This is a genomic window from Ralstonia sp. 22086 (assembly GCF_052045975.1).
Classification (GTDB): Bacteria; Pseudomonadota; Gammaproteobacteria; order Burkholderiales; family Burkholderiaceae; genus Ralstonia; species Ralstonia wenshanensis.
In genome coordinates, this window is the sequence record NZ_JBQEPZ010000001.1 from 1,575,709 (window position 1) to 1,595,993 (window position 20,285).

At 63.4% G+C, this 20,285-nt stretch carries 23 protein-coding genes; 6 read left to right on the plus strand and 17 right to left on the minus strand.

Features of this window, described 5'->3' with window-relative positions; all coding sequences use genetic code 11:
• Positions 1–168: 168 nt before the first annotated feature.
• Together ACTJK6_RS07390 and rpoH are read left to right on the plus strand one after the other, a co-directional pair.
• On the plus strand, positions 169–3,087 hold the full coding sequence (locus ACTJK6_RS07390; RefSeq protein WP_440838628.1) for a diguanylate cyclase domain-containing protein: 2,919 nt from the start codon (positions 169–171) through the stop codon (positions 3,085–3,087).
• Between the two features lie 234 nt (positions 3,088–3,321).
• A complete protein-coding gene (gene rpoH, locus ACTJK6_RS07395) occupies positions 3,322–4,215 on the plus strand; it encodes an RNA polymerase sigma factor RpoH (protein ID WP_373407674.1) in 894 nt (297 codons plus the stop codon).
• Between the two features lie 66 nt (positions 4,216–4,281).
• Here the strand turns inward: rpoH and ACTJK6_RS07400 are convergent, their stop codons facing one another.
• From ACTJK6_RS07400 to ACTJK6_RS07420, 5 genes are all read right to left on the minus strand, one after another.
• Positions 4,282–4,887, minus strand: a complete 606-nt coding sequence (locus tag ACTJK6_RS07400) for an SCO family protein (RefSeq protein ID WP_232041856.1) — start codon at positions 4,885–4,887, stop codon at positions 4,282–4,284.
• Between the two features lie 69 nt (positions 4,888–4,956).
• Positions 4,957–5,898, minus strand: coding sequence for a heme o synthase (gene cyoE / locus ACTJK6_RS07405; RefSeq protein ID WP_027678338.1), 942 nt, complete (start codon positions 5,896–5,898; stop codon positions 4,957–4,959).
• Positions 5,899–5,918: 20 nt separating this feature from the next.
• A complete protein-coding gene (locus ACTJK6_RS07410; RefSeq protein ID WP_232041855.1) occupies positions 5,919–7,010 on the minus strand; it encodes a COX15/CtaA family protein in 1,092 nt (363 codons plus the stop codon).
• Between the two features lie 3 nt (positions 7,011–7,013).
• Positions 7,014–7,670 carry an SCO family protein gene (locus ACTJK6_RS07415; RefSeq protein WP_260803985.1) on the minus strand — a complete coding sequence of 219 codons (657 nt, stop codon included), beginning with the start codon at positions 7,668–7,670 and terminating at the stop codon, positions 7,014–7,016.
• A 52-nt stretch (positions 7,671–7,722) separates the two neighbouring features.
• Positions 7,723–8,493: an SURF1 family protein gene (locus ACTJK6_RS07420; protein ID WP_440838629.1), complete on the minus strand. Its 771-nt coding sequence runs from the start codon at positions 8,491–8,493 to the stop codon at positions 7,723–7,725.
• A gap of 69 nt (positions 8,494–8,562) precedes the next feature.
• Here ACTJK6_RS07420 and ACTJK6_RS07425 point away from each other — a divergent pair, with 69 nt between their 5' ends.
• Positions 8,563–8,772: a twin transmembrane helix small protein gene (locus ACTJK6_RS07425; protein WP_024976747.1), complete on the plus strand. Its 210-nt coding sequence runs from the start codon at positions 8,563–8,565 to the stop codon at positions 8,770–8,772.
• A gap of 126 nt (positions 8,773–8,898) precedes the next feature.
• Here ACTJK6_RS07425 and ACTJK6_RS07430 read toward each other — a convergent pair whose 3' ends face one another.
• The 8 genes from ACTJK6_RS07430 to ACTJK6_RS07465 all read right to left on the minus strand — a co-directional run bounded on the left by ACTJK6_RS07430 (position 8,899) and on the right by ACTJK6_RS07465 (position 15,382).
• Positions 8,899–9,759, minus strand: a complete 861-nt coding sequence (locus tag ACTJK6_RS07430) for a cytochrome c oxidase subunit 3 (RefSeq protein ID WP_024976748.1) — start codon at positions 9,757–9,759, stop codon at positions 8,899–8,901.
• An 89-nt stretch (positions 9,760–9,848) separates the two neighbouring features.
• Complete coding sequence (locus tag ACTJK6_RS07435) at positions 9,849–10,061, minus strand: DUF2970 domain-containing protein (RefSeq protein ID WP_024976749.1); 213 nt, start codon at positions 10,059–10,061, stop codon at positions 9,849–9,851.
• A 4-nt stretch (positions 10,062–10,065) separates the two neighbouring features.
• Positions 10,066–10,674 carry a cytochrome c oxidase assembly protein gene (locus ACTJK6_RS07440; protein ID WP_232041851.1) on the minus strand — a complete coding sequence of 203 codons (609 nt, stop codon included), beginning with the start codon at positions 10,672–10,674 and terminating at the stop codon, positions 10,066–10,068.
• A gap of 49 nt (positions 10,675–10,723) precedes the next feature.
• Positions 10,724–10,852, minus strand: coding sequence for a cytochrome oxidase small assembly protein (locus ACTJK6_RS07445; RefSeq protein ID WP_232041850.1), 129 nt, complete (start codon positions 10,850–10,852; stop codon positions 10,724–10,726).
• A 61-nt stretch (positions 10,853–10,913) separates the two neighbouring features.
• A complete protein-coding gene (ctaD, locus tag ACTJK6_RS07450; protein ID WP_232041849.1) occupies positions 10,914–12,518 on the minus strand; it encodes a cytochrome c oxidase subunit I in 1,605 nt (534 codons plus the stop codon).
• 41 nt (positions 12,519–12,559) lie between these two features.
• Positions 12,560–13,816 (minus strand): cytochrome c oxidase subunit II, encoded by a 1,257-nt coding sequence (gene coxB, locus ACTJK6_RS07455; RefSeq protein WP_232041848.1) that lies wholly within the window; start codon positions 13,814–13,816, stop codon positions 12,560–12,562.
• A 246-nt stretch (positions 13,817–14,062) separates the two neighbouring features.
• Positions 14,063–14,248, minus strand: a complete 186-nt coding sequence (locus ACTJK6_RS07460) for a hypothetical protein (protein ID WP_316868247.1) — start codon at positions 14,246–14,248, stop codon at positions 14,063–14,065.
• A gap of 192 nt (positions 14,249–14,440) precedes the next feature.
• On the minus strand, positions 14,441–15,382 hold the full coding sequence (locus ACTJK6_RS07465; RefSeq protein WP_440838630.1) for a methyltransferase domain-containing protein: 942 nt from the start codon (positions 15,380–15,382) through the stop codon (positions 14,441–14,443).
• Between the two features lie 108 nt (positions 15,383–15,490).
• On the opposite strand from ACTJK6_RS07465, the gene ACTJK6_RS07470 reads away from it, so the two are divergent.
• Positions 15,491–16,213: a ComF family protein gene (locus ACTJK6_RS07470; RefSeq protein ID WP_440838631.1), complete on the plus strand. Its 723-nt coding sequence runs from the start codon at positions 15,491–15,493 to the stop codon at positions 16,211–16,213.
• Between the two features lie 111 nt (positions 16,214–16,324).
• Positions 16,325–16,795: a tRNA (uridine(34)/cytosine(34)/5-carboxymethylaminomethyluridine(34)-2'-O)-methyltransferase TrmL gene (trmL, locus tag ACTJK6_RS07475; RefSeq protein WP_440838632.1), complete on the plus strand. Its 471-nt coding sequence runs from the start codon at positions 16,325–16,327 to the stop codon at positions 16,793–16,795.
• 28 nt (positions 16,796–16,823) lie between these two features.
• Here trmL and ACTJK6_RS07480 read toward each other — a convergent pair whose 3' ends face one another.
• From ACTJK6_RS07480 to ACTJK6_RS07495, 4 genes are all read right to left on the minus strand, one after another.
• Entirely contained in the window at positions 16,824–17,840 is a 1,017-nt protein-coding gene (locus ACTJK6_RS07480) for an NAD(P)H-dependent glycerol-3-phosphate dehydrogenase (RefSeq protein ID WP_440838634.1), read from the minus strand.
• Positions 17,841–17,935: 95 nt separating this feature from the next.
• The gene (gene secB, locus ACTJK6_RS07485) at positions 17,936–18,454 is read right to left on the minus strand and encodes a protein-export chaperone SecB (RefSeq protein WP_027678352.1); all 519 of its coding nucleotides are present in this window, start codon (positions 18,452–18,454) and stop codon (positions 17,936–17,938) included.
• A gap of 174 nt (positions 18,455–18,628) precedes the next feature.
• Positions 18,629–18,886, minus strand: coding sequence for a glutaredoxin 3 (gene grxC, locus ACTJK6_RS07490; protein ID WP_414560126.1), 258 nt, complete (start codon positions 18,884–18,886; stop codon positions 18,629–18,631).
• Positions 18,887–18,904: 18 nt separating this feature from the next.
• Complete coding sequence (locus ACTJK6_RS07495; protein ID WP_232041844.1) at positions 18,905–19,327, minus strand: rhodanese-like domain-containing protein; 423 nt, start codon at positions 19,325–19,327, stop codon at positions 18,905–18,907.
• Between the two features lie 179 nt (positions 19,328–19,506).
• Between ACTJK6_RS07495 and gpmA the strand changes: the two genes are divergently transcribed.
• Positions 19,507–20,253 carry a 2,3-diphosphoglycerate-dependent phosphoglycerate mutase gene (gene gpmA / locus ACTJK6_RS07500; RefSeq protein WP_232041843.1) on the plus strand — a complete coding sequence of 249 codons (747 nt, stop codon included), beginning with the start codon at positions 19,507–19,509 and terminating at the stop codon, positions 20,251–20,253.
• Positions 20,254–20,285: the final 32 nt, after the last annotated feature.

Here is a 20,285-nt window from a genome sequence, read left to right on the forward strand (position 1 = left end):
CGATGTGTCGAGTGCATCGCATTCATTTGCGCATCGATCACTCAACATTGCAGACATGGCAATTCAGCCCACCCTTTTGGGTGGAAACGCTCAAGCGGCGCGGTTTTCCGCCGATCTTCCGGTTAGAAGACATCCGCCCTGAAACCGCCCCGCTCACGCGTCACCTGCATGGTTCCTCGCCGGCCGCTTGTCGCCATTGCCGGCGGCATCGGCTTTCTCCTCGTCCTGATTGGGCTGACCGTGATGGTCGGCTGGCTGCAGCATTGGCCATGGGCGGTGAAGCTCGGCACGGACCGCCTGCTGATCGTGTTTGCCACGGGGATCAACCTGACGCTGCTGGGCGCTGGTTTGGGGGCGCTGCTCGTTGGGGCGGTGCGACCAAACGCCCGCTGGGCAGATCCGACAGCACGCGGGCTGAGCGGCGCGGTCGCGTTGCTGTCCGCGCTGCGGCTGGCCGAGATGATCACGGGCCGGCCGATCGGACTGGATTTTCCTGGCCTGCACGCCTGGTTCGATCGCCAATGGGTGACCGGGTGGATTGGCGGCATGCACCCCAGCCACGCGCTGGCGATGGCCGCCTCGGCAACCGCACTGAGCCTCGTGCCCACCTTGCGCAAACCGCATCGCGCGCAGTGGTTCTGGGGCCTCCTGGGCTTCGCGATGCTGCTCTGCGCTGGCGACCTCCTCGGCCGCGCCATGGCACTTGAGTATCTGTACCCGGCGTGGCTGCGGTGGCGTGCCCCGGACGCGGCTGCTGTCTGCTCGCTGCTGGTGCTCACGGGCACACTGTGCGCCGCGGTAGCCCGGTACCCCGGCCTGTTGCGCCTGCGCTTGTCGCCGGAAGACACCATCGTGTGGATCAGCGGCGGCTGTGTGGTGCTGGCAGGTCTGGCGGCCACCATCACGGCGTTCATCATCCAGGTGGACAGCGCCACGCTGACTTTCGGCACCACACGGGCACAAGCCCTGTCCAGCTACGCCGAAGAGTTCGACCGACTGCTGGCCATGCGTGCGGAAAGCCCCCGCCTGGTGGCCGCCGCCACGCACATCCAGGAAGTGCTGCGCCATCCGGCTGACAACGCAGCGCGCCTGCGCAGCGAGAGTGCGTTGCAGGCGTATCGCGAGCAAGGCTACTCGTACCTGCAACTGCGCACGCTCGCGGGCGAGGGCATCGTCAGCCTGGGGACGCAGACGCTTGAACCCGAGCTGTCGATTCGGCTGCACGCCGGCCTCGCGCCCGAGCGTGTCACGCTGCAATGGGTACACGGTTTTGCCATGCGTACCGAAACGCCGGTCATGGCAGACGGCACGCAGATCGGCTGGCTGGTCGCCGAGCAACCGCTCGCCCACATGACAGGCCGCTACAACAGCCAACGCGGTACGGGGATGACGGAAACGCTGGCGATGTCGGGCTTTGATGGGCGCGGCCGCGCCATGTCGTTTCCGCAGCGCTTCGATGCCTATGTGTTCGAGCTGCCGCCGCTTACGGTCGACCACCGGCCGCTGCCATCACGCCTGGCGCTGGCGGGCGAGGCCGGCTACGGCCAGTGGCAGGACATCCATGGCATGCCGACGTCGTTCAGCTACACGCCCATCGGCCACACGGGTCTGGCACTGATCAGCAAGATCGCCAGCGCTGAGTTGTATGCCCCGATGCGCGTGCAGTTCGAGCGGCTTGCGGCCTTCATGCTGTGCCTGATGATCGGCAGCGTGCTGGCCATCCGCTTGACGGTGCGGCCGTTTGCCAACCGGCTGGCCGCGTCCGAGCGCGCACTGCGCACCGCCAACGAAAGCCTGGAACGCCGCCGTGACGCCCTGCGCGCCAGCCGCGAACAACTGCGCCTGGTGGCCGACAACGTGCCCGCGCAGCTCAGCTACGTCGACTCGGACGGCATCGTGCGCTTTGCCAGCCGCACGCTGCTCGAAGCCTTCGGCCGCAGTGAAGACGAGATGCTCGACCGCCACGTGCGCGAGATCTACACCCCCGAGGATTACCGCGCGCTGCTGCCCTATATGACGGAGGTGCTGGCCGGTTACCCGGTGCAATTCGAGATCCAGTCCATGCGCACCGGCGTGCCCCGCTACCTGAGCGGCCACTACTTTCCCGACTACGATGATCGCGGCACGCTGCGCGGCTATTTCTCGGTACTGCAGGATCTGACGGCCCGCACGAGTGCCGAGCTGGCCCTGGGGCGCAGCGAACGGGCGCTCAAGCTCGTGCTCGACAACGCGCCGCTGCTGGTGTCGCACATCGACCCCGACGGTGTCTTCACCTTCTGCAACGTCACGCATGCGCGCTGGCTGCAGCGCACGCCCGAGGAGGTCTGCGGTCAGACACCGGAACGGGTGTTCACGCCGGGCACGTACGCCTTGCTGGCACCGTATCTGGTGCGCGCCCAGCGCGGAGAATCCGTCCAATTCGAGATCACCGCGCCATGGTACGAAAAGGCCCACGCCAACGGCCCGCGCAGCCGCACCCGGCATTTTCGCGGCCAGCTCGTGCCCGATGCCGGTGAAGCCCGCGACGGCCGCTGCGGTCTCTACGCCTTCGTGCAGGACGTGACCGAAGCCAAGCGCAGCGAGATGGAGCTGTCGCGCATGGCGCGCTTTGATGCGCTCACCGGCCTGCCAAACCGCTACGAACTCTACGAGCGCCTGCGCGCCGCGCTGGAACGCCGTCAGCGTCTGCCCGCGCCGCTGGGCGTGCTGTATCTGGACGTGGATCACTTCAAGCACATCAACGACACCTACGGCCACGCCGCCGGCGATGCTGTGCTGGTGGAGGTCGCGCACCGCCTGCAACGTGCCGTGCGCCGCACCGACACCGTCGCCCGCCTCGCAGGTGACGAATTCATCATCCTGCTCGACCCGATTGACGCTCCGGATGATGCGCTGCACACGGCGCAGAAGATCGTCGGAGCGATCCGTCCGCCCATCCACCTGCCTGATGGCACGGTGCTGCACGTCACCACGAGCATTGGCGTCGCCTGCCCGGGCCCGGAAGTACGCGACCCAGACGCCGCCCTGCGCGAAGCCGATCGCGCACTTTATTGGGCGAAGTCACGCGGCCGCAACACGGCGGCATAGTCGAGAACCGATGCCGCCCGCCTCGGTCTATGAGTGGGTATGACGCGCTTTTGTTGCGGCGCAAACATCACACTATTGATGAAGACACCCTGATTTACGGGAACTATTAACCGGACAAGAATGTCCTATTAGCACTCATCCGGTTGGAGTGCTAAGATGCCTCTCCAAACCTCCACTGGATTTCGACAGGAGTCCTGAGTGAACGCAGTCATCCCCGTGAATACCGTTTCCGCAATCGCCACCCAGCCGTCCGGCAACGCCGGCAATGGATGGGCGCTGGCGTTCCCCGGCAACCTGGGCAACATCGACGCCTACATCCAGAGCGTCAATCGTGTGCCGATGCTGTCGGCTGAAGAAGAACAACGCCTGGCCCGCGAATACCGCGACAACGACAATCTCGATGCCGCCCGCCGCCTGGTGCTCTCGCACCTGCGCCTGGTGGTGTCGATCGCCCGCGGCTATCTCGGCTACGGCCTGCCGCATGCCGACTTGATCCAGGAAGGCAATATCGGCTTGATGAAGGCCGTCAAGCGCTTCGATCCGGATCAGGGTGTGCGCCTCGTCTCGTACGCGATGCACTGGATCAAAGCCGAGATGCACGAGTACATCCTGAAGAACTGGCGCATGGTGAAGGTGGCTACCACCAAGGCCCAGCGCAAGCTGTTCTTCAACCTGCGCAGCCACAAGCAGGATGCGCAAGCGACCTTCACGTCGGATGAGATCGACGCCGTGGCCGCCGAACTGAACGTCAAGGGCGCCGAAGTGCGCGAGATGGAAACGCGCCTCTCGGGCGGCGACATCGCGCTTGAAGGCCAGATGGACGACGGCGAAGAGTCCTTCGCCCCGATCGCCTACCTGGCCGACACGCACAACGAGCCGACCCGCGTGATCGAAGCGCGGAGCAACGACCGCATGCAAAGCGAAGGCATCGAAGCCGCCCTCGCCAAGCTGGACGACCGGAGCCGCCGCATCATCGAAGCCCGCTGGCTGAACGTGAACGACGACGGATCGGGCGGCTCGACGCTGCACGACTTGGCTGACGAGTTTGGTGTGTCGGCAGAACGCATTCGCCAGATCGAATCGGCCGCGATGAAGAAGATGAAGGGTGCCCTGCAGGCCTTCGCCTAAGCTGCCCGCCTCGCCATAAAAAAGCCCGCCAATTGGCGGGCTTTTTCTTTGGGGGCTGGCAGCAGATCAGTCGGCCAGCAATTGCTTGATGTCGTGGGCGATCGGCTCGGGGCCCTGACCGTGCTTGATGAACAGGCGCAGGTTGCCTTTCGGATCAAACATGTAGCTGCCGGCCGTGTGATCCATGGTGTAGTTGTCAGGCGAACTGCCCGGCACCTTGCTGTAGAAGACCTTGAAGTCGGACGCGACCTTCTTCAGTTCGGTCTCGTTGGCCGGACGCAGGCCGATGAAGCGCGGGTCGAACGCGGGCACGTACTTGGCCAGCAGGTCTTGCGTATCGCGCTCGGGGTCGACGGTGACGAACAGCACCTGGACGCGGTCCGCGTCTTTGCCGAGGGTGTCCATCACGGCGCGCAACTCAGCCAACGTGGTCGGGCAGACATCAGGGCAATGCGTGTAGCCGAAGAACATGACGACGACCTTGCCGCGGAAATCTTCGAGCGTGCGGCGCTTGCCGGTGTGGTCGGTCAGCGAGAAATCGGTGCCGAAGCTCTTGGATCCGGTGATGTCGAGATTCTTGAAGGCGGGCTTGTCGCTGCATGCCGTGAGCGCCAGCACGGCAACCGCCAGCATGGCGAACAGCGCGGCGCGGAGGTGTCGGAAAGAGAGCATGGTCATCGTGTTGGAAGCGGACCGGCTAGCGTAGCGCCAACGGCACATGCCTGCTGGCGTCCCTGTGCGTCACAGCGCCGCGCTTTGCGTGAGCGCCGGGCCGAACTTGAAGTAGTGGTCGACCAGCAGCGCGGCAAACAGGATCGACAGATAGATGATCGAGTAGCGGAAAGTCTTCTGCGCCAGCGCGTCGGAATACTTGCGGTACATGCGCCACGCATACGAGAGGAAGCCGAAGCCCAGCACCAGGGCTGTCGCCAGGTAGATGTAGCCGCTCATGCCGTAGACGAACGGCAGGATGGTCGCCGCGATCATGATGAGCGTGTACAGCAGGATGTGCAGCAGCGTGTATTTCTCGCCGTGCGTGATCGGCAGCATCGGCAGGCCCGACTTGGCATAGTCAGCGCGGCGGTACAGCGCGAGCGCCCAGAAGTGCGGCGGCGTCCAGGTAAAGATGATCAGTACCAGGATCCACGCCTCGGCCGGCACGCTGTTGGCGACGGCCGCCCAGCCCAGCGCCGGCGGCATCGCCCCCGAGAGACCGCCGATCACGATGTTCTGCGGTGTGGCCGGCTTGAGCAGCAGCGTGTAGATGATCGCGTAGCCGATGAAGGTGGCAAAAGTCAGCCACATCGTCAGGTCGTTGGCGAACACGTGCAGCGTCCACATGCCCGCACCGCCGAGCACCACCGAGAACACCAGGATCTGCCGCGTGCCCAACTCACCGCTGGCCGACGGGCGCCAAGCCGTGCGACGCATCATCGCGTCGATCTTGCGTTCGACCAGGCAGTTGATGGCGAAGGCCGCGCCGGCAAACAGCCAGATGCCGACCGCGCCGCCGATCAGCACCGGCCACGGCACCATGCCCGGCGTGGCCAGGAACATGCCGATCACGGCGCAGAACACAGCAAGCTGCGTGACGCGCGGCTTGGTGAGCGCCGCATACTGCGATGCGGTCGTTCGCCAGCCAGGAAGTTGAGTGGAAGTTGTTGGGGTTGCCACGGTATTCATAAAAAACGGTCAGACAGCGTTCAGACGACGGCAGCCGCCACAGGCACCGGCGCCCGCGCTTGCGCGAGCCCGATCAGGTAATGCAGACGCACCATCAGCAACAGCAGCACGGCCGCGCCGCCGTTGTGCGCCACGGCGGCCAGCAGCGGCCACCCCAGCACGATGTTTGAGAGACCGGTCGCCAATTGCACGGCCAGCACGACCAGCAGCACCGTTGCCACACGGCCAATGCCGCCAATGCGACGTGCGCGGAGGCCAAGCCACGCCAGATAGCTCAGCACGACGACTGCAAACACGCGGTGCGTCCAATGGATGGCGACCAGCGCATCGTGCGAGATGAAATCGCCGCCGGCAGTCTTGCCGAGCTGGCGCCAGAACGTGAAGCCGTGCGCAAAGTCCATCGGCGGAACCCACTGGCCGTTGCACAGCGGAAAATCGGTACAGGCCAGCACAGCGTAGTTCGTGCTGACCCAGCCGCCCAGCGCAATCTGCACAACGAGCAGCACCAGCCCGATGGCCGCTGCCGTGCGCAACGACGCGCCACGCTCATCCACCACCCGGGGTGCATCGTTCTTGCAGCCGAGCCAGATCAGCGCGGCCAGCAGCGACATGCCCAGCAGCAAGTGCGTCACCACGATGGCTGGCTGCAGCTTGAGCGTGACCGTCCAGGCGCCAAAGGCGCCCTGCACGCATACCAACGCCAGCACGGCCGTCGCATACCACGGAGATTGCTTCAGTTCCTTGCGCTTGACCCACGCGAGCACCACCAGCGTGATGATCAGAACGCCCAACGCAAGCGCGAAGTAGCGATGCGTCATCTCGATCCACGCCTTCATCCACGTGACCGGGCCGCTCGGCATGGCGGCCTGCGCGGCATGGATGTCGTCACGTGCATGGAACGGGTTGGACGTGCCGTAGCAGCCCGGCCAATCCGGACAGCCCAGCCCCGAATCGGTCAGGCGCGTGAAGCTGCCGAACATGATGAGGTCCAGCGTTAGGAAAGCGGTGATCCACACCAGCTTGCGGTACTTGTTGCGATCCCCTTTGACCAGCACGTAGCACAGCGGGATCAGCGCGATCAGGATGCCGATGGAAGCAAGTTGCAGCAGCATGGCTTATCCGATGCGCGAGTATTTCAAGAGCCGCGTCATGTCGCCGCGCACCTTCTTCGGGTCCGGATCTTTCGGAAACTGCATCATCAGGTTGCCAAGCGGATCGACCAGAAAGAGGTGGTCCGTGGGCGGCGTCTTGCCATCGCCAAGCCAGTTCTTCGGCAGTTCGGGCGCACGCAGAAAGCGCACCGCGCCGTAATCGTCGTTGTAGGCCTTGATCAGGCGCGGGTCGATGTCTCCGCGGTCGGTCACCAGCCAGACGGGGACGATGCGGTCGCGGTCCGGGCCTTGGCCGATGCGCAACTGGCGCATGGTGAAAAGCTTGCGCGCGCAGTTGTCGTCGCAGGCGCTGCGATCCACCGATACCATCAGCCATTTCCCCTTGAGGCTCGCGAGCGGCACTTCAGCGCCGTGCTCGTCCTGCACCATCAGACCGGCAGGAATAGGCCGCTGCGGATCGACCAGCGCGCCGTACGCGGCCTTGCCGCCCGCCGGAGTGAATACGTAATACGCAAGGTACGAGGCGATCACCGGGGAGGCGCACACCAGCAGCAGGAACAGCATCATCAAGCGGCCGCGACGCGTGCGCGCGTCGATGCGCGGGTCTTCGGACGCGCCAAGTGTGCCGGGCGCGCCGGGTGCGGATTCCTGATTCACCATGTGATTCCCAATACATTCAGCTGCGGCACTAAGCCGCAACGCGAGTTCGTGTTCAAGCGGGCTCAGAGGTGCCCGCCAAGCGGCGATAACGCCGCACGCTGTAGAAGACCATTAACCCAAGTACCGCCGCTGCCATTGCGAACCACTGGAATGCGTAGCCGTAATTGCGGTCGGCGCCCAGGTCTGCGCGCGGCCAATCGCGCAACAGGCCGTCCTGCGCGTCGGATTGCTGCTGCACCACAAACGGCTGGAGCGGCACACCGATTTCGCGCGAGAAAGCGTCGAGGTCGATATTCTGCCTAAGTCGCTGGCCAACTTCATCCGAGCCGTCTTTACGGCCCAGACTGAAGACGCGGCTGGCATGTGGCACCGCCATCCCTTCGACCTGCACTTCGCCCGTTGGCGTGGTGTACGGCGCGATGCGCGTGCGGTCGGCCGGATCGCGCGGCAACCAGCCCCGGTTGACCAACACTGCCCGCCCGCCCGCCCCTTCCAGCTTGAGCGGGATGAGCACTTCGAAGCCGGGGCGCGATACGTCGTTGGTGACGTGTGGGCGATTTTCCAACAGCACCGTGTGCGCCACGTCGAACGTTCCGCGCAGCAGCACCGGTCGGTACATCACTGAATCTGCCGTCACAGGCTGAGCGGTGATGCGCTGCGCGGGCGCATTTTCCAGCGCCACGATACGGGCCTGCCGCTCAATGCGCTCGTGCGCACGCGAAAGCTGCCAACGGCCAAGCGAGCACGTGAGCGCGATCAGCGCCACACCCGCCAGCATCGGCACGGGCGCAAACCAACGCCGCATCGGCACGCGCACGGTCATTGCGTAGCCTCGGTGAGATAATGCTTGGCAGCCATTTCCAACCCCTCATCGTCCAACCCGTAACCCTCCATGCGCATCGTCGTTGCCATTGCGTTTCTGCTGATCCTCGGCAGCCTTGCCTCCGCACTGTTCTTCCTGATGCGCGATAAGGGCCACAGCAACCGCACCGTTCGCTCCTTGATGTTCCGCGTCGGTTTCTCGATCGCGCTATTCATCTTCATCCTGGTCGCGAACCGGCTGGGGTGGATTCACAGCACCGGCATCCGCTTCGGCCAATAGCCGCGAGCAAATCGCTCACGCCAGAAAAACGAAAACGCCGCAGCGGTGTCCCGTCTGCGGCATTGTCTTCGCCTGTCGTGGGCAGGGTTACGAGGCGGCGCAGCGCCACCCCAATCCCATACTGCCTTACAGCCAGTACACCACCACGTACAGACCCAGCCACACCACGTCCACAAAGTGCCAGTACCACGCGGCACCTTCGAACGCGAAGTGATGCTCTGGCGTGAAGTGCCCCTTGATTACACGGCCCAGCACCACCGACAGCATGATCGCACCCATCGTCACGTGGAAGCCGTGGAAGCCCGTCAGCAAGAAGAACGTCGAACCATAGATGCCCGAGGTCAGCTTCAGGTTCAGTTCGTGATAGGCGTGGATGTACTCGAACGCCTGGAAGCCCATGAACGTGAAGCCCAGGAGGATCGTCAGCAGCAGGCCCTGGATGACCTGGGCGCGCTTGCCTTCACGCAACGCATGGTGCGCCCACGTGAGCGTCACGCCGGAAGTCAGCAGCAGCGCCGTGTTGATGGTCGGAATCGGCCACGGACCCATCGTCGTGAACGGCGTAACCGTGCCGGCCGGGCCGGCGTTCGGCCACAGCGCGTTGAAGTCAGGCCACAGCAACTTGTTGTTCAGATCGCCGAGCCACGGCATGGCAATCGTGCGGGCATAGAACAGCGCGCCGAAGAACGCCGCGAAGAACATCACTTCCGAGAAGATGAACCAGCTCATCGACCAGCGGAACGAGGCATCCACGCGGTCGCCGTACTTGCCGGTCTCGGATTCGGAGATGGCGTCGGCAAACCACGCACGCAGCACAAAGAGGAACCACAGCAGGCCGATCAGGAACGTCCACGGGGCCCAGGGCTGAGCATTCACCCACGCAGCGGAGCTCAACAGCACGATCAGCAGGCCGAGGCTTGCCGTAATCGGATGCCGCGACGGCCCGGGCACGAAGTAGTACGGAGCGTTTGCTCGATTCGCACTCATCTCTTTTTCTCCAGCTCTATTTTTTTAGGAATCCACTTGATGTTGCCCAGCCCATGCTGCGAGGGCCGTCTCCTCAACCTTCTCAATCCTCAACCGACAACTGCCCGCACGATCAACAGCAGCACAACGATAAACATGACCGCCGCCAGAATGCCCGCGATGATCACGTGCACGGGATTCAACTGCGCCATGTCGCGGTCATGATCGCGGCCCTTGCGCACACCGAAGAAGGACCAGAACACCGCCTTCATCGTCTGTGCGAATGACGCGCGTCGCTTGGTCGCTTCCTTCAGTTCGTCCATGTCCTCACGTTCCCTTGTTCGGCATCGCCGGCGCAATGGCCGACGGCGCGTGGATTTCAAAGAAAGTGTAGGACAAGGTGATCGTCTTCACGTCCTTGGGAAGATCCGGATCAATCACAAACACCACCGGCATCTCGCGTGACTCGTTGGCCTTCAGCGTCTGCTGCTTGAAACAAAAACACTCGATCTTCTTGAAGAACTCGGTTGCCTGCTTGGGCGCGTAACTCGGGATGGCCTGCGCCTCGACCGTGCGCCCCTCCTTGTTCACCACCTCGTAGACGATCTGGTTGATCTCGCCGGGGTGCACATCCATGCTGTTCTTGACGGGGCGGAAGCGGAACGGCCCTTGGCTGTTCGAATCGAATTCCACCGTGATCGTGCGCGTCTTGTCGATCTGCGAGTTGCGCAGCGCGCCGCCATCTTCATCACGTGTGTTCAACACGTTGATGTTCGTAAGCTCGCAGATCTTCTTGTACAGCGGCACCATCGCGTAACCGAAGCCGAACATGATCACGACCACAACGGCCAGCTTGCCGAGCATGGACCTGTTCAGGCCGCGCTCGAGGGCTTTGTCGTTTTGGGTCGGGTCCGGCTGCGCCGGTGTCTGGCTCATAGGGGTCTCGCGAAATCTCGGTCCAGCGATCGGCGCGTCGCCTGTCGGGCTAGCCGAACACCACGCGCTTGAAAATCACACCCAGAAAGAAAACCAACGCGATCGTGCCGAGGATGAGCCCCAGGCGACGATTGGCTGCGCGTTGCTCGGGTGTTGGGCTTTTTTCTGGATTCGACATCGTTGTCCGGAGGATCGCGGGGCCGGCACCAGTATTGGCAAGCCGCCCCGCGACACCTGCATTACTTCACGTGCGGCGGTTCTTCAAAGGTGTGGAACGGCGCCGGCGACGGCACGGTCCACTCCAGGCCTTCCGCGCCATCCCACGGCTTGTCGGCAGCCTTCTCGCCACCGCGGTACGACGGCAGCACCACGAAGAAGAAGAAATACACCTGCATCAGGCCGAAGCCCAGGGCTCCGATCGACGCCACGGCGTTGAAGTCGGCGAACTGCTGCGGGTAGTCAGCATAGCGGCGCGGCATGCCAGCCAGGCCCAGGAAGTGCATCGGGAAGAACGTGAGGTTGAAGGTGATCATCGAACCCCAGAAGTGGATCTTGCCGCGCGTCTCGCTGTACATGTAGCCCGACCACTTCGGACCCCAGTAGTAGAAGCCTGCGAACAGTGCGAACAGCGAACCGGCCACCAGCACGTAGTGGAAGTGCGCCACCACGTAATACGTGTCCTGCAGCTGGATGTCGATCGGGGCCACGGCCAGGATCAGCCCCGTGAAGCCGCCCACCGTAAACACGAAGATGAAGCCGATTGCGAACAGCATGGGCGTCTCGAACGTCATCGAGCCGCGCCACATCGTCGCCACCCAGTTGAAGATCTTCACGCCGGTCGGCACCGCAATCAGCATCGTCGCGTACATGAAGAACAGCTGGCCGGTCACGGGCATGCCGGTCGTAAACATGTGGTGGGCCCACACGATGAACGACAGGATGGCGATCGACGCCGTGGCATACACCATCGAGCTGTAGCCGAACAGCGGCTTGCGCGCGAAGGCCGGCACGATCTGGCTGATGATGCCGAACGCCGGCAAGATCATGATGTACACCTCGGGGTGCCCGAAGAACCAGAAGATGTGCTGGTACATCACCGGGTCACCGCCGCCGGCAGCCGAGAAGAAGCTCGTGCCGAAGTGGCGGTCGGTCAGCACCATGGTGATCGCACCCGCCAGCACTGGCATCACAGCAATCAGCAGGTACGCCGTGATCAGCCACGTCCAGCAGAACATCGGCATCTTCATCAGCGTCATGCCGGGCGCGCGCATGTTCAGGATGGTCACGATGATGTTGATCGCGCCCATGATCGACGATGCGCCCATGATGTGGATCGCGAAAATCGCCATGTCCATACCCGGGCCCATTTGCACCGACAGCGGTGCATAGAGGGTCCAGCCGGCAGCCGTGGCGCCACCCGGTGCGAAGAACGAGCCCACCAGCAGCATTGCCGCAGGCGGCAGCAGCCAGAAGCTGAAGTTGTTCATCCGCGCAAACGCCATGTCGGACGCGCCAACCTGCAACGGGATCATCCAGTTCGCAAAGCCCACGAAGGCCGGCATGATCGCGCCGAACACCATGATCAAGCCGTGCAGCGTGGTGAACTGGTTGAACAGCTCCGGGTGGAAGAACTGCAGGCCGGGCTGGAACAGCTCAAGGCGGATCAGCAAGGCCAGCGTGCCGCCCGAGAGCAGCATCATGAAGGAGAACAGCAGGTACAGCGTACCGATGTCCTTGTGGTTGGTCGCAAACAGCCAACGGCGCCAGCCATGCGGATGGTCGTGCGCGTGGTCGTCTCCATGACCGTGCGCGTGATCTTGCGGGTGCGTAACAGCGGTGCTCATCGAGGAACTCCTAGGGTTCGGTTCGTCACGCAGACGATCAATCAGCCAGCGTTGCGGTCTTCAGCCGCGTTCGCTTGTTGGGACGCCACCTTGCCGGCGGATTCAGTTGCGGCGGTCTTGGCGCCACCGCCTTCGGGCATCTTGCCGCCGCGCGCGTCCTTCACTTGCGTCGGCTGCAGCAGGTCACCCGTGTGGTTGCCCCAGTTGTTGCGCTCGTACGTGATGACGGAGGCAATTTCCACATCGTTGAGTGCCGAAGCCCAGGGCGGCATCGCATTCTTGCCATGCAGGACGATATTCACGTGGTCAGCCAGCGGACCATTCGCGATCTTCGAACCATCGAGCGCCGGGAACGGACCGCCGCCCTTGCCGTTGGGCTGGTGACAGACCGCGCAGTTGGCGGTGTAGACCTTCTCGCCGCGCGACTTCAGCTCTTCCAGCGTGTAGGTCTTGGTCGGGTCATCGGCCTTGGCGGCCATTTCCTTCTTCTTGCCGTCGACCCACTTGGTGTAGTCGTCCTGCGAAAGCACGCGCACCACGATCGGCATGAAGGCATGTTCCTTGCCGCACAGTTCAGCGCACTGGCCGCGATACACGCCGACCTTCTCAGCCTTGAACCATGTGTCGCGCACGAAGCCCGGGATCGCGTCCTGCTTGACGCCAAACGCCGGGATCATCCACGAGTGGATCACGTCGTTGGCGGTGGTGACGATGCGCACCTTGCGATTGACCGGCACGACCAGTTCGTTGTCGACCTCGATCAGGTACGTGTTCGACTTGGGCGCCTGGTTGTTGATCTGGTCACGCGGGGTGGTGAGCGTGGAGAGGAACGAAATGCCCTCGCCTTCGCCCTTCAGGTAGTCGTAACCCCACTTCCACTGGTAACCGGTGGCCTTGATGGTGAGGTCGGAATTGGTGGTGTCCTTCATTGCGACCACGGCCTTGGTGGCCGGCAGCGCCATCCCGATCACGATCAGGAACGGCACGATGGTCCAGATGATTTCAACCGTGGTGCTTTCGTGGAACGTCGCCGGCTTGTGGCCCACCGACTTACGGTGCTTGAAAATGGAGTAGAACATCACCCCGAATACACCGATGAAGATCACGATACAGATGATCAGCATCATCCAGTGCAGCCAATGGATCTCGGCAGCGATCTTGGTGACCGGAGGCGCGAGATTGAGTTGCCGCACTGCGGGGCCGCCCGGCATGTCTTCCAGTGCCTGGGCCGTTTGACTGAGGGCGAGGAGGGAGCCTGCCGCCAGCAAACTTGCCAATGTCTTATTCAACATTTTCATTTTTTATCTACCCAATTGACAGATTCCACTCTGCCCCGGTGCGCGGCTCATGAGACCTGGGTTGGTTGCCCGTGTCCCAACACCGGGAAAGCTCGTCCGCAAGCTTGCGCCGCCTGACGCTCACCTGCTAGATCACGGGCCGGCCATCTCCAGCTTGACTTGCCCATAATCGGAGGCGTGGCGGGCATAGTACAGCAATGCCCATCCGAGAATCGCGACCTCCAGCCCCGCATCAGGCGACACCAGTCACGCGCGTTGCCAGACAAAAAACCAAGCGATTACGAACGGGGGAATGACGACCAAGGGGGTGAACCAGCCGATCTGGCGGGTCGAAAGCGAGCAGTTTCGCTTCATGAGCCAGTTCTTGCGCGGCGATTCCGAGATGGTGGAGGCGCCGCATGCTGGGTGGAGCGCGGTTTCAATGTCGTGCATTGAACCACTCCTGCCTCGGATGCATACCCGAACGGTTCGCCCGTGGCAAAAAACGGGATAGGCCTTTGGGGGACTGCTGCGACAAACTGGCGCATTATATGGCCGCGATTGACCCCAAACAAGGTAAAGCGCCTTTATGCAAGTCCCGGCTTGACAACGTGCGGTCAATGCCGTTTCCGCATTAAAACCGTTTCAGGCGCGCGGTTTGCGGCCGATCTGATCGATTGGAATCATCGCCCTGCCCTGCTCGTCCAACGCCTGCCGCTGGGTCGGCGCAAGCTTCCAAGCGTGGCCGTAAACGATTTCGAAGGTGAGCGGAATCAGCCCATCGGGATTGCGTTGCGCATCGAGCGCGTCGAATAGCCGCTGGCGCCAGCGCGGCGTGTGCAGACCGGCGCCAGCCAAGCCGCGGCCCGCTTCGTCGGTCAAGCCGGCCATGCCGCCAAGCAAGTGCACATCGGCCAGCAGCGCCTGCGGCGTTTCGTAGGTAATCGTCAGCTGCTCCATGTCCATGACGGGCGTGGACCAGCGGCTATGCACCAGCATGTCGCCAATGTCGTGCATATCGACAAAGCGCAGCGTGTGGACGCCCGCGTCGATGCCAGCCAGGGCGCTGCGCAGCTCGCGCAAGGTATCGGGACCGAACAGGCTGAACATCAGCAGGCCGCCTTCCGTGGTGACGCGGTGCCATTCCGGAAAGATCGCGTGCGGCGCCGGATCCCAGTGCAGCGCCAGGTTCGACCACAGCAGGTCAAACGACGCCGCGGCAAACGGCAGCGCGCGGAAGTCCGCCTGGGCAAAGTCAAAGACTGGCCGCTTCTTCAGCAGCCGGCCGAGCCACCCGGCATCGTTGCGCTGTGGGTCGAGTTTCTGCGCCTGCGCCAGCATCGCGGAAGACCAGTCGACCCCGCAGATCTGTGCGTCTGGATATTGCGCACGCAGTACCGCCAAGCCTTGCCCCAGGCCGCAGCCCAAATCCAGCGCACGCGCGGGCGTGGCCTTGATATAGGACAGCCGGTCCTGCATGCGACTGCCCACTTCGCGCAGCAGGAAATCCACGTCGGCAAAACGCGCGGCGCGGCGATCGAAGGCGCGCCGCAAGGCGGCTGGACGGGACAGAGCGGGATCAGACATCGGCAAGACGGGGCGGGATACTGCGGTCGCCAAGTATACCGGCCCGCAGTTTGAGGCGCCGTCCGATAGCGCTGTGGCCGCAAATCGGCTTGGATAGCGGCTTTTTGTATGCATAAACACGCGTTATCGGCATGGTTTCGCACCGGCCTGCGTCATCTGTTGCCGTGCGCCTGCGCGCTTTGCGGCGCGGTTCAGGGTGGCCTGGTGTGCAGCGGCTGCATAGGCGATCTGGCACCGCAGTTGCACAGGCGGCGCTGCATCCAATGTGCCATTGCGCTGGAGTCGCGGCACACCGCTCGACATTGCCACGCCTGTTTGGCCGGCGCGCCCGACTTTGACGCAACTGTCGTCATTGCAGACTACGACTGGCCGCTTGACCACCTCGTCACCGGTTTGAAGTTTCGCGCGCAGTTGCCGCTGGCGGCTTGGCTGGCCGGCCAATTGGGCAACGCACTCGCCGCTGCGCCGGGCGACTTGCCTGACGTACTGCTGCCGGTGCCGCTCTCGCCTGCACGCCTGCACTCGCGCGGCTACAACCAGGCGTGGGAGATTGCCCGCAGGCTGGCGCACCAATTGAACATTCCTGCCCACGCCAACGCCCTGAACCGTGTGCGCGACAACCCCGCACAGACCACGCTGGACCGTGCCGAGCGGCTGACAAACCTGCTCGGTGCATTCGTTGTCGCCGAACCAGCGCGCATCGTGGGGCACCACATCGGCGTCGTTGATGATGTGATGACCACCGGCACGACCCTGGGCGAGATCGCCACGCAACTCAAACGCGCCGGCGCCAGCCGCATCACCAACGTTGTCGCCTTGCGCACGCCCTGATTACGTGCTTATGCGACATTGTGTCGCGCTACCTGTGCCAAGCTGTGGCGAGGTGACAACCCTTCCCAATGTGGATAAGCTCGCCGCCGAAATGCCTCCTGCCGCCCCATCATGTTCAACGTCGTCCTTGTCGAGCCCGAAATCCCGCCCAATACGGGCAATGTGATCCGCCTGTGCGCCAACACGGGCGCGCAGCTGCATCTGATCGAACCGCTGGGTTTTCCGCTCGAAGATGCCCGCATGCGCCGCGCGGGGCTGGACTATCACGAGTACGCGACGATGCGCGTGCACGCTGATTGGGACGCCTTTCTGCGCGATGCGCAGCCCGATCCCACGCGCATGTTCGCGCTCACCACGCGCGGCTCAACGCCGTTTGCCAGCATGGCGTTCCAGCCGGGTGACTGGTTTGTCTTCGGGTCGGAAACGCGCGGATTGTCGGAGGAGCGGCGCGAGTCGTTTCCCGCTTCCCAGCGGATTCGCCTGCCAATGCGGCCAGACAACCGCAGCCTGAACCTATCGAACACCGTGGCGGTGGTGGTGTTCGAGGCGTGGCGGCAAAACGGGTTCGCGGGCGGCGCCTGAGCGGGCGCCCCCCCTTATTGAAGTGTGATTAGCGTTCCGATTCGGATTTGGCGTCACGCTGGAGCAGGCGCTCGACAGCTTTCGCGGCGGACAGCCCCTCGAACAGGACTTCACAGACGGTGAAGGTGATCGGCATGTCCACGCCCTTGGCGCGTGCCAGGGCGGCCACGGCCCGTGCACAGCGCACGCCTTCCGCAACGTGACCGAGGCTGTGGAGGATGTCGTCTAAGGAGCGGCCCTGCGCGAGCTGCATCCCGACCGTGCGGTTGCGTGACAGATCGCCGGTGGCGGTCAGCAGCAGATCGCCCATGCCGGTCAGCCCCATGAATGTTTCCAGCCGACCGCCGAGCGCCAGGCCAAGGCGCGTCATTTCGGCCAGCCCGCGGGTCACCAGTGCAGCGCGCGCGTTCAGCCCCAGGCCCAGGCCATCCGCGGCGCCTGTCGCAATGGCCAGGACGTTCTTGACCGCACCACCCACTTCCACGCCGACGAGGTCATCGCTCGCGTACACGCGCATCGCGTGATGGTGAAAGCCGCGCTGCGTGAGCTTGCACAGCACCTCGCTGGTCGAGGCGACGGTCATGGCGCATGGCAAACCCTGCGCGACTTCCTTGGCGAAGCTCGGCCCTGACAGCACACCCACAGCGAGGTCGGTACGGCCCGATGCCTTCAACACATCAGCGACGATAGCGTGCGGCAATGCGCTGGTCTCGGGGTCGAAACCCTTGCACAGCCAGATCACGTTGCGTACACGGCCGTGCGCTGCAATCGTGCGGGTCAGGTCGGCGAGCCCGGCAACAGGTGACGCGATGACGGCGAGTCCGTCGTCGCCCGCCGCATGATCGAGTGCAGCTTGCAAATCAGCAGAAAAACGCAACGACGCCTGCAGCTTCACGCCCGGCAAATACGGGGCATTGATGTGCGTGGCGGCCATCTGCGCGACGAGGTTCGCGTCACGCCCCCACAGCACGACGTCGTGCGATTGCGCGGCGTGGCTGGCCAAGGCAGTGCCCCAGGCACCGGCACCCAAAACGGAAATTCGCATGCGCGTGTTCAACATCGGTCAGGCAAAGGTCGAGCAAAAAAAAGCCCGCGCAAGCGTGCGGCTAGCGCGGGCCTTTGGCGCAGTGCGCCTCGTACTTAGTGGGTGGCCTGCGAGCCGTCCGGCATCACCAGACCGGCGCCGCCGGCTTGGCCTTGCTGCTCCATGGCAGCGGCGAGGCGTTGTTCGTACAGCGCCTGGAAGTTGATCTCGGCCAGGTGGATCGGCTGGAAGCCGGCGCGACCGATGGTGTCGGCAATGTTCGAGCGCAGGTACGGGTACACGATGGTCGGGCAGGCGATGCCCAGCAGCGGGTCCATCTGTTCGGCCGGCACGTTGCGGATATCGAAGATGCCCGCTTGCTTGGCTTCCACCAGGAACGCAACCTTCTCTTGCACCTTGGTCGTCACCGTACCGATGACGGTCACTTCGAACACGCCTTCAGCCAGCTGCGAAGCGGCGACGTCGACCTGCACTTCCACAGACGGCTGTTCCTGCTCGAGGAAGATGTGCGGCGAGTTCGGTTGTTCCAGCGACAGGTCCTTCAGATAGACGCGCTGGATGTTGAAGAACGGCTGGCCATCCTGGCCCGGTTGCTGCTGTTGCTGGTCGCTCATGACTCGCCTTCAAATGGAATGTGGTCAGTGCTTGGCGGAAGCGTCCGCCGCGCAAGACGCGTATGGTACATGACCAAATGGAGCCCGCTATGAGCGCCGGCCTAAAACTACAACGCCCGGTCAAAGCCGGGCGTTTTTGTGTGGTGTGCAGCTCGCCAGATCGGGGGCGCCGAATCAGGCAACCAGCAACGGAACCAAGCCACCTTCGCGGTCCAGCGCAGACAGATCATCGAAGCCGCCGATGTGGCGCTCGTCGATATAAATCTGCGGAACCGTGCGGCGGTTCGTGCGCGTCATCATCTCCTCGCGCTTGCCGGGCTCGCGATCGATGAGAATCTTTTCAATCTGCTCGACACCACGCTGTTTCAGGAGTCGTTCCGCTGCCACGCAATAGGGGCAGACGGTGGTGCTGTACATGACCACGTGCGCCATAACTTCAACCTCGTATCTTTATTTCACAACCGGAAGGCCCGCTTGCTGCCAAGCGGCCAATCCGCCCTCGAGCGAATACACCTCACTGTAACCGGCTTGCTTCAGGACTGCTTGCGCCCGGCCAGCACGCTGGCCGGTCTGGCATACGAGGATGATGGGGGTCTCTTTGTTCTTTGCAAGCCCGGAAGCCTTGCCTTCAAGCTCCCCGAGCGGCGCGTGCTTGGCTTGCGGCAAATGGCCGGCTGCGTACTCACCGCTTTCGCGCACATCCACCACCACTGCATTGCGGCGGTTGATGAGCTGGGTGGCCACCGGAGCACTCACCTTGGCGCCGCCACCGCCCGCGATACGGCGCTGGATGGGCGCCCAGAGCAGCAGCAGACCCGAAACGATGGCGACGGCAAGCAGTGCGAGGTTGTTGTAATCGGCGAAGAACTTCACGGTATCGGTTTCCTGGGATGGGTCGGGGCAAGTCTAGTGGGCAAACATCAGCCGAACGATTCGGGAGCCCAATGCTCGCGGCATTATAAAATAGTCGGTTTCGGCGGCTGCACGATGACGTACGATACGTCGCCGCAGCTAGCCACACGCAGGTTTTCTCACTTCTCATCATGGCAGTCATGCACAAGCTCGTCCTCATCCGCCACGGCGAATCGACGTGGAATCTGGAGAACCGCTTCACCGGCTGGGTCGACGTCGACCTGACCGACACAGGCATCGCCCAGGCCCGCCAAGGCGGCAAACTGCTGCGTGAAGCCGGCTTCACGTTCGACCTGGCCTACACCTCGGTGCTCAAGCGCGCGATCCGCACGCTGTGGCACGTGCAGGATGAAATGGATCTGATGTGGATCCCGACCCGTAATGAATGGCGCCTGAACGAGCGCCACTACGGCGCGCTGTCGGGCCTGAACAAGGCCGAAACTGCCGCGCAATATGGCGACGAGCAGGTCCTGATCTGGCGCCGCAGCTACGATACGCCGCCGCCCGCCCTCGAGCCCGGCGCCACGAACGACGTCTTCGGCAATCCGCGCTACGCGGGCCTGACGCGCGAACAGGTGCCCCTGACCGAATGCCTCAAGGACACCGTCGCCCGCGTGCTGCCGCTGTGGGATGAATCGATTGCACCGGCCATCAAGAGCGGCAAGCGCGTGGTGATCGCCGCGCACGGCAACAGCATCCGCGCGCTGGTGAAGTACCTGGACGGCATTTCCGACGCAGACATCGTCGGCCTCAATATCCCCAACGGCACGCCGCTTGTGTATGAGCTGGACGCCAACCTCAAGCCGATCCGCCATTACTACCTGGGCGACCAGGAAGCGATTGCCGCATCGCTTGCCGCAGTGGCCAGCCAGGGCAAGTCGAAATAATCCGTAACGGACGCTACGGCACTCCAACGCCT